The organism is Nonomuraea sp. NPDC059007 (genome assembly GCF_042740555.1).
In the GTDB taxonomy this organism is placed as follows: domain Bacteria; phylum Actinomycetota; class Actinomycetes; order Streptosporangiales; family Streptosporangiaceae; genus Nonomuraea.
In genome coordinates this window covers 218,148-233,402 of the sequence record NZ_JBHYJD010000012.1, presented here as the reverse complement: position 1 = coordinate 233,402, position 15,255 = coordinate 218,148, and the positions used below count along the sequence as shown (strand labels likewise).

At 69.6% G+C, this 15,255-nt stretch carries 12 protein-coding genes; 9 read left to right on the top strand and 3 right to left on the bottom strand.

Going from position 1 to position 15,255, the window contains the following annotated elements; all coding sequences use genetic code 11:
- Positions 1–7: 7 nt before the first annotated feature.
- On the top strand, positions 8–871 hold the full coding sequence (locus ACFWY5_RS22255) for a bifunctional 5,10-methylenetetrahydrofolate dehydrogenase/5,10-methenyltetrahydrofolate cyclohydrolase (protein WP_379609229.1): 864 nt from the start codon (positions 8–10) through the stop codon (positions 869–871).
- Here the strand turns inward: ACFWY5_RS22255 and ACFWY5_RS22250 are convergent.
- A complete protein-coding gene (locus tag ACFWY5_RS22250; RefSeq protein WP_379633984.1) occupies positions 834–2,642 on the bottom strand; it encodes a DUF2264 domain-containing protein in 1,809 nt (602 codons plus the stop codon). The genes ACFWY5_RS22255 and ACFWY5_RS22250 overlap by 38 nt on opposite strands.
- A gap of 95 nt (positions 2,643–2,737) precedes the next feature.
- On the opposite strand from ACFWY5_RS22250, the gene ACFWY5_RS22245 reads away from it, so the two are divergent.
- The 8 genes from ACFWY5_RS22245 (at position 2,738) to ACFWY5_RS22210 (ending at position 12,556) form a co-directional block, all read left to right on the top strand.
- Positions 2,738–3,808, top strand: a complete 1,071-nt coding sequence (locus tag ACFWY5_RS22245; RefSeq protein ID WP_379633983.1) for a substrate-binding domain-containing protein — start codon at positions 2,738–2,740, stop codon at positions 3,806–3,808.
- Between the two features lie 748 nt (positions 3,809–4,556).
- Positions 4,557–5,870, top strand: coding sequence for an ABC transporter substrate-binding protein (locus ACFWY5_RS22240; protein ID WP_379633981.1), 1,314 nt, complete (start codon positions 4,557–4,559; stop codon positions 5,868–5,870).
- Positions 5,871–6,224: 354 nt separating this feature from the next.
- Positions 6,225–7,097, top strand: a complete 873-nt coding sequence (locus ACFWY5_RS22235) for a carbohydrate ABC transporter permease (protein WP_379609233.1) — start codon at positions 6,225–6,227, stop codon at positions 7,095–7,097.
- Positions 7,094–7,927, top strand: coding sequence for a carbohydrate ABC transporter permease (locus ACFWY5_RS22230; protein ID WP_379609234.1), 834 nt, complete (start codon positions 7,094–7,096; stop codon positions 7,925–7,927). The genes ACFWY5_RS22235 and ACFWY5_RS22230 overlap by 4 nt, the downstream gene beginning before the upstream one ends.
- Before the next feature lie 20 nt (positions 7,928–7,947).
- On the top strand, positions 7,948–8,931 hold the full coding sequence (locus ACFWY5_RS22225; protein WP_379633979.1) for a hydroxyacid dehydrogenase: 984 nt from the start codon (positions 7,948–7,950) through the stop codon (positions 8,929–8,931).
- A gap of 24 nt (positions 8,932–8,955) precedes the next feature.
- The gene (locus tag ACFWY5_RS22220; protein ID WP_379633977.1) at positions 8,956–11,034 is read left to right on the top strand and encodes a right-handed parallel beta-helix repeat-containing protein; all 2,079 of its coding nucleotides are present in this window, start codon (positions 8,956–8,958) and stop codon (positions 11,032–11,034) included.
- 142 nt (positions 11,035–11,176) lie between these two features.
- On the top strand, positions 11,177–11,773 hold the full coding sequence (locus ACFWY5_RS22215; RefSeq protein ID WP_379633975.1) for a hypothetical protein: 597 nt from the start codon (positions 11,177–11,179) through the stop codon (positions 11,771–11,773).
- 27 nt (positions 11,774–11,800) lie between these two features.
- Positions 11,801–12,556 carry a hypothetical protein gene (locus ACFWY5_RS22210; RefSeq protein ID WP_379609238.1) on the top strand — a complete coding sequence of 252 codons (756 nt, stop codon included), beginning with the start codon at positions 11,801–11,803 and terminating at the stop codon, positions 12,554–12,556.
- Between the two features lie 6 nt (positions 12,557–12,562).
- Here the strand turns inward: ACFWY5_RS22210 and ACFWY5_RS22205 are convergent, their stop codons facing one another.
- Positions 12,563–14,176 (bottom strand): FAD-dependent oxidoreductase, encoded by a 1,614-nt coding sequence (locus ACFWY5_RS22205; protein ID WP_379609240.1) that lies wholly within the window; start codon positions 14,174–14,176, stop codon positions 12,563–12,565.
- A 31-nt stretch (positions 14,177–14,207) separates the two neighbouring features.
- Complete coding sequence (locus ACFWY5_RS22200; protein WP_379633974.1) at positions 14,208–15,233, bottom strand: LacI family DNA-binding transcriptional regulator; 1,026 nt, start codon at positions 15,231–15,233, stop codon at positions 14,208–14,210.
- Positions 15,234–15,255 lie beyond the last annotated feature (22 nt).

Sequence of the window (15,255 nt, the reverse complement as noted above, 5' to 3'; positions counted from 1 at the left end):
GAGAGCCATGACCCGCATGCTTCCCGGCGGTCCGGTGGCGCAGAGTGTCCTGGAGGACGTCGCCGCGCGCGCCGCCGTACTGACTGCCAAGGGTGTGACGCCGTCGCTGGCCACGATCCTGGTCGGTGACGACGACGCCAGTGCCGGATATATCAGGATCAAGCAGCGGCAGGCGGCCGAGCTCGGCTTCGACTCACCGCACACCCACCTGCCGTCCGACGCCACCCAGGCCGACCTCCACGCCGCCATCGCCGCCTACAACGACGACCCGGCGGTGCACGGGCTGCTGGTGCAGTACCCGGTGCCCGGCCACCTCGACTACGACGCGGCGCTGCAGTCCATGGACCCCGACAAGGACGTGGACGGCATGCACCCCCTCAACATGGGCCGGCTGTCCCTCGGCATGCCCGGGCCGCTGCCCTGCACGCCCGCCGGGATCGAGGCGCTGCTGGCCTTCTACGAGATCCCGGTGGCGGGGCGGGAGGTCGTGATCCTCGGCCGTGGCGCCACCCTCGGCCGGCCGCTGGCCACGCTGCTCAGCCAGAAGCGGCCCACGGCCAACGCGGCGGTGACCGTGGTCCACACCGGCGTACCCGACTGGGCCCGCTACACGCAGCGGGCCGACATCCTCATCGCCGCCGCCGGGGTGCCGGGGATCATCCAGCCCGAGCACGTGAAGCCCGGGGCTGTCGTCGTCGGCGGGGGCGTTCGGTACGAGGGCCGGCGGTTGCTGCCCGACGTGGACGAGTCGGTTGAGGCGGTGGCGGGGGCGATCACGCCTCGGGTGGGCGGCGTGGGACCGACGACGGTGGCGATGCTGTTCCGCAACGCGATCATGGCCGCGGAGAGGGCCGTGGGCCTTCCGGGGTGATCACGTGGACGATCCCGTCCGGCCAGGTGAGCGTGACCTCCAGCCCGTTCACCTCGGCCGAGGGGAGGTCGGGCAGTTCGTGGGCCAGGACGGCGGCGCTCACCCGCCAGCCGGTAGCGTCAGCGCCGATGAGCGCCGGGACCAGGGCCGGCCTGCCGAACGCCGTGCCCTCGGGCGCCTCCAGCACCGAAGGCGTCACCGCCCCGGTCAACGGAATCAACCAGGACCCCAGCCCGTCCACCGCCCACACAACAGCCCCACCCACGGCCCTCCCGTCGGAGCGACCCGCTTCGCCCGCTGTGTCCGTGGCTGTTGCGGCGGTTTCGCCCGCCGTCCCCACCGTGCGGCCCTCTGGTGTGGCGTGGGCCAGTGCCCAGCCCGTCTCCCTGCCCACCTCGCCATAGTGCAGCCGCACCTCCACCTCCCCGCGCACCACGCTCACACTGGCCACCCCGCTTCCCTCGCTGAACGAGGCCGCCCAGGCTCCATCGCCCAGCGAACCGGCACCCCGGGGGACGATGCGCCCGCGGGGACCGGAGCCCGCGTGGTTGTCCGGGATGTCGGTGGCGGTGGTGGGGCCGGTGCGGGTGGAGTAGGCGTAGCGGTCGTAGAGCGGGTCGCCGGGGTGGTGCTGGCTGCCGTGGTTGACGACTCGGGCCAGGCCGCCGGTGTTCTGGACGATGAGGCCGGGACCGGCCAACGCCCGGACTCCTTGCGGCCCCGGCTCCTCGGTGGCCGTCCAGACGGGGTGGTCGGCGGGCAGGAGGAGGCCGGTGAACGCCTTCGCCGCCCAATACGGCGAGGCGAACCCCGAATACCGCTGCAGCGAAGGCTCGTGCGGCCCGTGCCAGCCAAGCGTGAGGATGCCCTCCGGTGACAGGGCGTCGTGTTCAAGGAAACGGCGGAGCGTCGCCGAGGCGATGCCTCTGGTCTGGCCGGGTGCCAGCGGGGTGGACTCGGCCAGCGCACCGGCGAAGAGCGAGGCGGCCGAAGCGAAACGGTAGGTGAGCGATCGGCCGTGATAGAGCATGCCGCCTTCGCTGTCGAACATCAGCGCATAACCGGTCAGGAACTCCTTGAGCCGCTCGCCGTACCTCCCGACGGGGGCTTTGGACAGCAGCGCGAGCAGGACCGGATACAGGTGCATCGCCCAGCCGTTGTAGTGGTCGAAGGAGCGGTTGGCGCCGTCGGAGTACCAGCCGTCGCCGGTGTACCAGGGCTCGATGCGCTCCAGGCCGCGCCGCACGGCCGCCTCGGCCTCCTCGGTGTGGAACCCGGCGCACGCCAGGAAACCGCCCGCCATGACGGGAAACAGCCACCAGTTGTTGTCCACCGGCTCATGCCGGAGCGCACCGGCGAGGTATCCGGCCACGCGTTCCTGGACGTCGCCGGGCAGGCGGTCCCAGAGCTGTTCGCGGGTGAGCCACAGCCCGATGGCGATCGACGCCGCCTCGACCATGGGCTGAGTACGGTCCCCGACAGGCTCCCAGACGTCAGGCCCGGCCAGCAGCCCGCGCCCATAAGGTTCGAGCAGCTCGACCGGCCCTCCACCGGCCACCCGGAAGGCGGCGAGCAGGAACGTCCTCGCATACCCCTCCAGACCATCGCATCGCGACGCGCTCTCCCGTCCGGGCAAGGTGATCACAGCACCGTCCGCGGAGCGATACGGTTCCACCGCGCCCAGCAGCCCGTCGGCCACCGCCTCCCAATGGGCACGGGTCCACCCCGTGAGCGGGCTGAGCGAACGGTCCTCCGGCGGAAGGGGAAACATGCACCACTCCAAGGAATCTCCGACTGTGATCGAACGAAAGCATACGTTCACATCCGCACGCTAGGATCAGCAACGACCGAGTCGAAGGGGCCACCGTGTTCGTCGAGCAACGCCATGAACTCATCCTGCGCGAGGTGAGCGAGCGCGGATCCGTGCGGCTCACCGACCTGGTCGAGCGCGTCGGCGTCTCCATGGTCACCCTGCGCAGGGACGTGGAGAACCTGGCCGCACAGGGGTTGCTCAAGCGGGTCCACGGCGGCGTGACCAGGGTCCGCACCGACCTGCCGGGCTCACCCGCCAGCGCCGAAACCCCCACGGCCCCCGCCACCGGCGACACAGGCCTGACCATCGGCATGCTCGTACCCTCGGCCACCTACTACTACCCGGCCGTCATCAAAGGCGCCCGCGAACAGGCCGCCAAACTCGGGGCAAGGCTGGTGCTCGGCGTCTCCCGCTACGACGAGGCCGAGGAACGCCTCCAGGTCGCCCAGCTCGTCGCCGGAGGCGGGGTGGAGGGCCTGCTGCTCACCACGACCCGCCAGCCCGACGAGTCCCACGGAAACTGGCTCGCCGGTCTGAAGGTGCCCACGGTCCTGGTAGAGCGCCGAGCGGGTTTGGGCGGCCCCGCCTCCCTGCTGGACGCCGTCGCCTCCCACCACGCCCACGGCGCCTTCCTCGGCGTCCGCCACCTCGCCGACCTGGGCCACAGACGCGTCGCCATGGTCACCCGAGAAAGCCCCACGGCCCCGCGCGTACGCCAGGGCTTCGAGGCGGCCCTGCGCGACCTCGACCTGTCCGGCTACGCCGACCTCGGCATAGACCAGGAGGGCCCGTCCCACCACCAGGTGGGCGACGTCGTGCGCGCGGTCCGCGCCGACGGCGTGACGGCGTTGCTCGTCCACAACGACGAGGACGCGTTGCTCCTGGTCCAGCACCTGCGCTCAGCGGGCGTCACGATCCCGGACGAGGTCTCCATCGTCGCCTACGACGACGAGGTGGCCGCCCTGAGCGACCCACCGCTGACCGCCGTGGCCCCACCGAAGAGCGCAGTGGGCGCCCACGCCGTAGACCTCCTGATCCGCCGCCTGACCGGCCCCGAGACCCCCCGCCAGCACATCGCCCTCCTCCCCGAACTCCGCCCCCGCGCCTCCACCCGCCCGCGCTGATCCCCTGTCGGCTTTTCGCTTACTGTCCGCACCTTCTCTTTCCGCACCCTGTGCTTTCCCTCTCCACAGCGCTGCGCCTGCTGCGCAGCTCTTGCGCTCCCCCTGCGCTTGCCCCCTTGCGTTTCGCCTTTGAGCTGCCCCTTTGTGGTGCCCCGTGTGTGGTGCCACTCCCGCGCGTGTTGCGCCCGCCTTCGTACTGCGCCCTTTCCGTTACGGCAAGCCACCCTGCCCGCCCCGCCGTCGTGGGTTGCCGCCTGTCGAGCGCTGGTCGTGAGGGCTCACGGGGTCGCTCGCCGCAACAACTCCGCTCTTGCCCAGCCGCCGTGCCCCACGTCCGCGCCGCACAACGGCGCCGAACGCCACCGACCACCCTCCCACCGGCCGGCGCCGAAAAGCGCAGGTGGCCCGCCACCGACCGCGTCCCGACCTGCGCGTCCCGACCTGCGCGTCCCGACCTGCGCGTCCCGACCTGCGCGTCCCGACCTGCGCGTCCCGACCTGCGCGTCCCGACCTGCGCGTCCCGATCTGCGCGTCCCGACCTGCGCGTCCGGCGTCCCAGTCAGCCACCGACCGCGTCCCGATCTGCGGGTTCCCACCCGGTTGTCGTGGTGTCGGGGGCTTTGGCCCACGGGGCTGTCGGGGGTTTCGAGATGGAGTTGTTATGATCGAATGGTGGACATGTGTTCGGTTGTGAGCGAATGATGCTCCAGAACGATCGGATTTCGATCGATTGCGAGAAGGAGCATCGATGGAGCGTAAGCGCGCCGCCGCCGGTCTTGCTGGGCTGCTGGCCGGGATCACTATGCTCGCGGCCTGCGGTGGGGGTCAGGAGGGTGGCGGGGCCGGGGCGGGTGGGCAGCCGGTTACCGTCACGTTCTGGGGCTGGGCCAAGGGCACTCAGCAGGTCGTGGACGCCTTCAACAAGTCGCACAAGGACGTTCAGATCAAGTTCGAGGAGATCCCCTCGGGCAACGCGGGCGGCTATGCGAAGTTCGCCAACGCCGTCAAGGCCGGTAACGCGCCTGATGTCATGTCGATCGAGTATCCACAGCTGCCCGACTTTGTTAATCAGGGCGCTTTGCAGGACATCACCGCTGCTACCGCTGACGTCAAGGGGAAGTATCCGGGCTCGGTCTTCAGTCTGGTCGAGCTGGGAGGGAAGACCTGGGGGGTGCCTATGGACGCGGCTCCGCAGGTGTTCTTCTATCGCAAGGATCTGTTCGAGAAGAACAAGATCGAAGTGCCCGCCACCTGGGACGACTTCAAGACTGCCGCGGCCAAGGTGAAGAAGGCGGACGGCAAGGCGCGGATCGCCACGTTCTTCCCTGATGATCCCAGTGTGCTGGCCGCGCTGGCCTGGCAGGCGGGGGGTAAGTGGTTCGGGACCGAGGGCGACACTTGGAAGGTGTCGGTCGCGGACGAGGCCACCAAGAAGGTCGCCGGCTACTGGCAGGACCTGGTCAAGGACGACCTCGTGCACGTGCAGGCCTCGTTCTCGCAGCCGTGGAACGCCGCCTTCGAGGACGACACCCTCTGGGGCTACGTCGGCGCCAACTGGGGCGCGGGCGTCATGAAGAGCGGCCACGCGGGCCAGTCCGGCAAGTGGGCGATCGCGCCGGTGCCGCACTGGGGGACCCCGTCCAGTGGCATGCTCGGCGGCACCACTTTCGGTGTATCCAAGAACAGTAAGAACAGTAAGCAAGCGATCGAGGTCATTAAGTGGTTGACCGGTTCTGAGCAGGCTTGGACGGCCCGTCTGGCCTCCGGGACCTCCAGTGGCTTTCCTGCCATCGCCGACCTGGTGCCGGTCGCGGCCAAGAGCTTCGACGGCTCGTTCTACGGCGGCCAGGACATCTACGCGCTGTTCTCGGAGTCGTACAAGACCATTCAGCCGGGCTGGACGTGGGGGCCGAGCATGGTGCAGACCCTCACCGCCTTCAAGGACTCGCTCGGCAAGGTGAGCACCGGTGAGACCACGATCCCGTCGGTCCTGGACACCGTGCAGACCGCGACGGTCAACGAGATCAAGGCCCGCGGGCTGAACGTCGCCGCCCAGCAGTGACGCTGGTACGGCGCGCCGCGTCGTACCAACAGATCGCGTCGTACCAACAGATCGCGCCGGACCAAAAGATCGCGCCGGGCCGGAAAGATCCGCGCTACGTCGGAAAGATCCGCGCCGGACCAAGAGGATCTCGCCGCGTCGAAAAGATCCCGCCGGACAAAGAGGATCCCGCCGCGCCAGAGGGGTCTGCGACCCACCCCGAAAGGGTCCGTGACCCATCCGGAAAGTCCGCGACCCACCCTGGACGGGGCCGCGACCTCCCCGGAAGGGTCCGCGATCTCCCCGGAAGGGGTTCGCGACCGACCCCGGAAGGGGCCGCGACGTATCGGAAATGATCGATGACAAAGGAGCAGCATGCGCAGTGAGGCGGCGCGGCGGCGGGGAGCGGTTGTGCTCTTCGTGGGGCCGTTCTTCGTGCTCTTCGCCGCGGTGATCGTGGCGCCGCTGGCTTACGCGGTCTACCTGAGCTTGTTCAGTGAGAAGTCCTCGGGGCTCGGGTTCGGTGGTACCGAGACGGTGTTCGTCGGGCTTGGGAACTACCTGGACACACTCAAGGACAAGGCCTTCACGGACGGGTTCCTGGTGATCGCCGGGTACTGCCTGCTCTACATCCCGCTGATGATCGGCGGGGCGCTCGGGCTGGCGCTGCTGCTCGATTCGGGGCTGGCGCGGCTGCGGAGGTTCTTTCAGCTGGCGTTGTTCATGCCGCACGTCGTCCCGGGCGTGATCGCGGGGCTGATCTGGCTCTACCTCTACCTGCCGGGGATCAGCCCGATCGTGGATCTTCTGGGCGGGGTCGACTTTCTCGGCGGTGGGACGGTGCTCGGGTCCATCGTCAACGTCGCGCTCTGGGAGTGGATCGGCTACAACATGATCATCTACTTCGCGGCGCTGCAGGCCATCCCGGCCGAGGTGCTGGAGGCGGCGCGGATGGACGGCGCGGGCCGGTTGCGGACCGCCTTCCGCGTGAAGCTGCCGCTCATTCGCGGCGCGGTCGTCACGACGCTGCTGTTCACGATCATCGGCTCGCTGCAGTTGTTCACCGAGCCCATGGTGTTCGACAACTCCAGTGACGGCGTGGTCAGCACCTGGACCCCGAACATGTACGCCTACAACGAGGCGTTCGGCAACAACGACTACGGCCAGGCGGGCGCCGCCTCGATCCTGCTGGCGCTGCTGGCCGCCGTGATGTCGTACGTCGTCACCAAGTGGAGCAACCGCCGATGAAGTGGATGTCCCGGGCGACGGTCAACCTCTTCCTGGTGATCGCCGCTCTCTACACGCTGCTGCCGCTGACGTGGCTGCTGTTCGCCTCGACGAAGACCCTCGACGACCTGTACGGCACGCCGGGCTTCGCCTTCGCCGACTTCAGCCTGATCGACAACATCCGGGCCGTGAGCAGCGAGAACGGCGGCATCTTCTTCCGCTGGTACCTCAACAGCGTCCTGTACGCGGGGGCCGGAGCGGCGGTGAGCGCGCTGATCTCGGTGATGTGCGGCTTCGCCTTCGACAAGTACGCCTGGTTCGGCAAGGAGAAGATGTTCGGCCTGGTGCTGCTCGGCGTGCTGGTGCCGACCACGGCGACGGCGCTGCCGCTGTATCTGCTGGCCTCGAAGGTGGGTGTGGTCAACACGTTCTGGGCGGTGTTCGTCCCGGCGCTGGTGCATCCGTTCGGGGTCTATCTGTCCCGCGTGCTGTCGGCCGGTTACGTACCCAATGAGGTGCTTGAAGCGGCGCGTTCGGACGGTGCGGGGGAGGTGCGGGCGTTCGTGAAGGTGGCGCTGCCGATGCTGCTGCCCGCGTTCGTGACGATCTTCCTGTTCCAGTTCACGGCGATCTGGAACAACTTCTTCCTGCCGCTGGTCATGCTCAACGACCAGCATCTCTACCCGCTCAGCCTGGGGTTGTTCACGTGGGAGAAGCAGGGCAACGCCTTCCCCGAGTTCCACACGCTGGTGATCACGGGCTCGCTGCTGTCGGTGGTGCCGCTGTTGATCGTGTTCATGTCGCTGCAGCGGTTCTGGAAGGCCGGGATGACGGCGGGCAGCGTCAAGTGAGCGATTTCTCGGGGGATGTCATGAAGAGGCCCAGGACGCTGGTCGCCATGGGCGCACAGGTCGCGCGGCGGCTGCTGCGCGAACCGGTCAGAAGCCGCCTGGCGCTGGTCGCCGACGTGGACCCGGATCTGGTGGTGACCGACTTCGCCGGCGCCGACCTGGCCGAGGTGGAGGTGCTCTACACCTCGTGGGGCTGCCCGATGGTCACCGCCGAGGTGCTGGCCAGGGCGCCGAGGCTGCGCGCGATCGTGCACGCGGCGGGTTCGGTCAAGCACCACGTGAGCGAGGCCTGCTGGCAGCGCGGCATCAAGGTCTCCACCGCCGCGGCGGCCAACGCGGAGCCGGTGGCGGAGTTCACGCTGGCCGCGATCCTGTTCGCGAACAAGCGGGTGTTCGACATCGCCCGCGACTACCGCGCGAACCGGGCCGACGGCGACTGGGACGCCCGCTATCCCGGCTTCGGCAACTACCGCCGCACGGTCGGCGTCGTGGGCGCCTCCAGGATCGGGCGGCGGGTGATCGAACTGCTGAAGCCGTTCGACCTGGACGTTCTGGTCAGCGACCCGTACCTGCGCGAGGACCTGGGCGCCGAGCGGGTGAGCCTCGACGAACTGGTCTCCCGGAGCGACGTCGTCAGCGTCCACGCCCCGGACCTGCCGGAGACCCGTCACATGATCGACAAGGAGCGACTCGCGGCCATGCGCGACGGCGCCACGCTGATCAACACCGCCCGCGCGGCCCTGGTCGACCAGGACGCGCTCACCGCCGAACTGGCCTCGGGCCGCCTGCACGCCGTGCTCGACCACACCGCCCCGGAGATCCTGCCGTCCGGTTCCGTCCTCTACGACCTGCCGAACGTGCTGGTCACCCCGCACATCGCCGGTTCGCTCGGCGGCGAGCTGGCCCGCATGGCCGATCTCGCCGTGGACGAGCTGGTCCGCTACGCCCGCGGCCTGCCCTTCGCGCACGGAGTGGAGCCCGCGAGCCTGTCCCGCTCCGCCTGATCCCGACCTTCTGGAGAGCAACCGATGCGCTTAACCCCCCGCCTGGCGCTCCTGACCGCGCTCGTCGCGGCCTGCGCCGGGCTGACCGCCGCCCCGGCCCAGGCCGCCGCCGCACGTAACTTCTTCGTCGACTGCCAGGCCGCCCCCGGCGGCTCCGGCCGTGACGCCGCCCGGCCACTCACCGCGCTGGCGCAGGTCAACGCGATCGTGTTCCGCGCGAAGGACACGGTCAAGTTCCGCGCGGGCACCGTCTGCACCGGCCGCCTCGAACCACTCGGATCCGGTACGGCGGGCCGCCCCGTCACCTTCACCTCCCACGGCACCGGCCCGAAGCCGATCATCCAGGGCGACGGCGGCGAGTGGGCCGTTCACCTGGTCGACAACAGCCACGTCACCATCGAGAAGCTGCACATCACCAACCCGGCGCCGACGACGGGCAAGCGGACCGGCGTCCAGTACAACTCCACGACGGCCGCGCCCAAGGCCGGGCTGGTGCTGCGCGACCTGGAGATCTCCGACGTCGCCGGATGGGGCAACAAGACCGGCGCGAACAGCTCCTGGTTCTCCTACTCCGCTGGCATCAGCATCCAGGCGCTGCCCGACGGCGTGCCGGGCCCGATCGACGGCATCACGATCACCGGCAACTACATCCACGACACCGGCGGTGGCGGGATCAAGATCAGCCGGAAGGGCAACGACTACCACCGCAACGTGCTCATCGCCCGGAACACGATCAGGGCGGTCGGCGGCGACGGCATCGTGGTGCACGCCTCGGACCGGCCGCTGGTGGAGCACAACCTGTTCGACGAGGGCGGAGCCGGGAAATACCCGTACGTCGACGGAAATTTCGCGGGCATGTGGCCCATCAACTCGGTTGACCCGGTATTTCAGTACAACGAGGTGACCCGCCAGCGGCCCACCATCTACGACTCCACCGCCTGGGACTGCGACGGCGGCATCAAGGGCACCTGCCTCTACCAGTACAACTACTCGCACGACAACGCCGGAGGCTTCTTCCTCGGCTGCCAGGGTTGCACCGAGTTCCCCAACTACAAGGCGACCGCCGTCCTGCGCTTCAACATCGCCCAGGACGACTGCCGCATCGCCAACACCGACAACGCGCCCTTCCGCGTCTACAACAACACCTTCTTCTGCTCCAGCCAGAAGGTGGACATGCGGCTCAACCAGGACACGCGCCTGGTCAACAACATCTTCTACGCCGCCCACGGCGCCTTCCCGACCGGCACCGGCATCACCTACGACGCCAACGTCTACCACGGCGGCATCACCCCGCCCGCCGGTGACGCCCGCGGCATCACCGCCGACCCCGGCCTGGCCGCGCCCGGCACCGCCACGGGCGCCGGTGACGTGAACGGCTACAAGCTGCTCGCCGGATCGCCCGCCCTGGGCACCGGGGTGGCCGTGGACGGGCTGGGCGCCCGCGACTACTTCGGCAACCCGCTGACGACGCTCAGCAGGGGCGCCTACTCGGGGGCTCCTGTTGCGGCGGAGCCGTACCGGAGGATCGAGGACGCCTACAACAACGTCGGCGTCAGCTCCGACCTCAACCCGAACACCGGCGGGCTGTCCACCAGCGGACGCAGCTATCCGGGGCAGGGGCTGGAGAAGGCCGGGCTCGTTCCCGGGCGGCCGGTGAGCGTGCTCGGCGCGTCGTTCGTGTGGCATCCGCGTCCGTACGGCTGGGCCGACAACGTGAAGGCGGCCGGTCAGACCATCCGGGTGTCCGGGAAGGGGACGAACCTCGTGTTGCTGGGGACCGGGGTGTTCAAGGTGCGGGAGGGCGAATTCACCGTTACCTACACCGATGGCAGTGCCGAGTCGAAGACGGTGCGGTTCGGGGACTTCTGGGATTCCGCGGCACCTTCCGGGGGAGTCGTGGTCGCTCGCACGGACTATCACAACATCACCCAGACCAGCCACAAGAACCCGGCCACCGGGCAGACCCGCGAATCGGGCGTCGCGCTCTTCGGCTACTCGGTCCCCTTGGACCCGGGCAAGACGGTCGCCTCGGTCACGCTGCCCGAGGGGAGCCCGCTCGCCGACGCCGGTCTGCACGTCTTCGACATGAAGGTCACCGGCTGACCCCATGACACCCACCACCAGAGCGCCATCCCGCGGCGAGACACGGCACCATGAGCGAGCCGCGCACCAAGGGCAGAACCTTGAGCGGCCAGGGCAGGCCGGTCGCTCCTGGTGGTGGGTTCTTGTCCTGGCCGTCGCCGCCATGCTCGCCACCGCCTGCTCCCTCACCCAAGCACCACCACCGAAGGACGAGGTGGTGGTGCTGGTCGACGGGGAGCCGGTGGTGCGGGCGGAGCTGGAGCGGGGCATGAACACCGCCCGGGCCGGCGTCGCCGCGGCCAACGGGGGCGCCGTCCCGCCCGACCGGCTGCGGGCCGAGGGGCTGGCGCTGGCCGTACAGGACAAGGTGCTGAGGTTGTGGGCGCGCGAGGAAGGGCTGCTCGCCGACGTCAGCGAGGCGGGGTTCGCGGCGGCGCTGGCGGCGGAGAACCGCCGCCGCGAGCAGGCCCGCGCGTCCGGCCGCCCGCTGCCCGGTGTGCCGTCCTACGACGAGTACACCTTCGCCGGTCTGCGGGCGGCCGAGCTCAGGAAGGCGCTGGCCGACCGCCTGGACCTGCCGCGCGAGCGGGTCCGCGCCCACTACGACGAGCTGGTGAAGGACCTCACGGGCGAGCCGCCCACGTTCGCGGAGTCCGAGCAGCGGGTACGGCTCTCGCTCGCCGACCGCGAAGTCACCAAAGAGCTTGCCAAACGCCTCCAAACCGCCCAAGTGACCCAGCCGTCGCGCAAGGTGCAATGAACTGCTCGTACCATCGGTTTCAGGGCTATGGGGTATTGGTTCGAGCACAGCATCATTGCGACGGGGCGGCTACCGCTGTTCTGTTTCTTCGTCGCGCTCATCGGCGCCTTCGTTTTCGTGCGCATCAACGTCCGGCTGATCCGAGCCAAGATCGGATGGTTCCGCAACGTCAGCGTCGGCGAGATGCACATCCACCACGTGGTGTTCGGGGTCGTGCTGATGCTGATCGGCGGCGTCACCGGGCTGGTCGTGGCGGCGGCGTCGCAGCTGTGGTTCGCGGTGGCGGCCTCGATCTTCGGGGTGGGTTCGGCGCTGGTGCTGGACGAGTTCGCGCTGATCCTGCACCTGCACGACGTGTACTGGGAGGAAGAGGGACGAACCTCCGTCGACGCCGTCTTCATCGCCATCGCCGTGACCGGACTGCTGCTGATCGGGCTACGGCCCCTGGTCGTGGACCTCTGGGGCCTCGCCGACACCACGCTGGTGATCGTCTGCAACCTCGTGCTCGCGGTGGTGACCCTGCTCAAAGGCAAGATCTGGACGGGTCTCGTGGGCCTGTTCGTGCCGCTCGTCCTGGTCGTCAGCGCGGTACGGCTGGCGCGTCCCGGCTCCCCCTGGGCGCACTGGTTCTTCGCCGGGCGCAACCCGCGCAAGCTCGCCAGGGCCATCCACCGCGAGGACCGCTGGCGCCGCCCGGTGATCCGCGCGAAGATCGCGTTCCAGGAGTTCGTCTCGGGACGGCACGACCTGCCCTCCACCAGGAAGCGCCGCGGACAGGTGTGATCCCGGCTAGTACCCGGTGGGGGCGGGCCAGTGGCGTTCGACTCCGGCGGCGTCCAGGTCGGCGGTGAAGTCGCTCAGGTGTGTCGGGTTTTCCCCGACCTCGTGGGGTTCGGTGCCCCGGCGCAGGCAGTACGCGGCGAGATGCCCGGCGACCTCGCCGATGTTCCACTCCACGGGATGCAGCCGGAAGCAGCCGTTGGAGATGTGGGTCGTGCCGAGGTTCTTGGCGGCGGGCAGCAGGTTGCGCATCCTGACCGGCAGCAGCGCGCCCAGCGGGATCTCGAAGGGCACGCTGGCGATGTCGATGTAGTTGTCGCCTCCGGTCGAGGGGTGCAGGTCGATGCGGTAGGCGCCGACGCCGACGGAGTCGTGGTGGCGTAGCGCGCCCCGTTCGCCGACGATGGCGCGCGAGACGTGGTGCTCGGTCACGGTGGTGCGGGCGCGGATACGCCGCGACTCCCGGACATAGGCGGACTTGGCCAGGCCGTCCGCGGTGCCGACGACGTCGTGGCGGAGCCGGAGCCCGGGGAAGCCGGTGCCGCCGTCGAGCCGTGGCGCCTCGGTCTGCAACCAGTAGAGCAGGGACAACGACAACTGCTTCGCCTCGGCGTGGGCGCGCGCGGCCGTGCCGGGGTCGACCTCGATGATCGGCTTGAGCCAGTAGTCGTTGAGCGGCCAGTTGACCAGCGTGATGTCGGAGGCGGCGAAACCGGGCTCGAACAGGTCGCGGGCGAGGATCCGGCGGAACATCCACAGGTCCTTGTCCCCCGACTGGGCACTCTGGTCGGCGAGCACCTCGCGCGGGTCGCCCGCCGGGTTGGGGTCGAACCAGCGATCCTCCGCCTCCAGGGTACGCGGGTCGGGCGCGCTGAAACCCAGCAACGGGCCGGGCCAGAAGTCCGGCCGGTAGTCACGCCAGAACGCGTAGTCCGCCGGGCGGTCGATGACATGGTTCTCGCCGTCGTGGTGGGACACGGCGAAGCAGTACGTGATGCCCTGCATGTTCAGCGGCTGGTGCTCGTCCGGCGCGTGCGGCTCGTCGTGCTCGCTCCCGGCCTCGGCGCCCGTGACGTATTCGGTCTTGGCCAGCGGCAGCAGTTCGCCGGTCTCGGTCGCGTCGAGGACGTACGCGGCGGTGACGGTGAGCGAGTCGCCCGAGCGGGTGTCCTGGAGCGTGACGGCCGTGACGCGGTCGCCGTCCACGTCCACGCCGAGCGGACGGTGTTCGAGCAGGACGCGCAGCCGCCCGGCGGACTGGTGCGGGGCGAGCATGGCCCGCAGGACGGCCAGCGAGACGCCCGGCTCGTGGCACAACTTGCTGACATAACCGGCGCCCGGGTTGAGGTGGCGCCAGCTCCGCGCGCCGCCGGTCATCGGGTACCACTGGCGGTAGTGGTCGCGGATGGAGGCGCGCAGGTCGCGGTAGGTCGCGGTGGCGCCGTAACTCTCGATCCAGGGGTGTTCGTCCGGTGGCACGGCCTGTGCGGTGAGCTGTCCGCCGATCCAGTCGCTCTCCTCGGTGAGAACGACGTTCTGCCCGGCGCGGCAGGCGGCCAGGGCCGCGGCGACACCGCCGAGCCCGCCGCCGACGACAAGGATGTCCGTTCTGATTTCGGGCATGGTGCGGCCTTTCAAAGGGGTAAAAGGGGTGTCAGCGCGGGGACGCCGCGGTCTGGCCGGGCTCAAGCTCGCAGGCCAGGAGCTGGTGCCGGGAGACGGCCCGGTCTCCCGCGATGAGCTGGGCGAGCAGCCGGACGGCCGCCGCGCCCATCTCACGACGCGGTACGGCGAAGCCGGTGAGCCCGCCGGGACCGGCGGCGGGGTCGCCGAGCGTGGCCAGAGAGAAGTCGTCGGGGAACCGGTACCCCGCTTCGCCCGCTGCGGCCAGCAGCGCGAGGTGGGCGGCGTCGGTGTCGGTGGCCTCGGTGACGATCGCGGTGATGCCCTGGTCGTGCCAGGTCCGCAGCCGGTCGGCGGTCAGGTCGGCGCCGTCCGTGCGCACCACCGTGGCGGGCAGCCCGCACGCGTCCATGCCGGCGCGGAAACCCGCCTCCCTGTCGATCGAGGTGATCGCCTCGTCGGGTTCGCGTACGTACAGGATGCGTTCGTGGCCGAGCCCGGCCAGGTGCCGCACCACGGCCGCGCTCGCCGGCACGTAGTCGGCGCCGACGTAGGGCAGGCGGTCGCCGAAGTCGTCGTGCCGCCCTATGTAGACGATCGGCAGGTTGGTCGCCAGCAGGCGGTCCATCTCCGGCACGGGCAGGTGCCGGCCGAGGAACAGGCAGCCGTCGGCCAGGCGTACCCGGTTGAGCACCTGGGCGTGCGGGCGCTCGCCGGTGACGCTGGAGGCGATGAACATCAGCAGGTCGTAGCCCTGGACCGCCGACTCCTCCTCGATGCCCACCAGGAACGGGTAGTAGGCGTGGGACATCTCGGTGGGGAAGGTCGAGGTGAAGGTGTAGAGGCCGAGGAGGTTGTTCTGCCCGGCGGCCAGGCGGGTGGCGATCGGGTCGGGCACGTAGCCGAGCCGCTCGGCGGCCTCCATGACCTTGCGCTGGGTCTCCTCGGCGATGCCGACGGCGGCGGCGCCGCCGTTCAGGATCAGCGACACGGTCGGTTGTGAGACGCCGGCCAGCCGAGCGATGTCCGCCTGACGAGGGCGACCGCTCGATCTCATGACATACCCCCCACGAAATAGT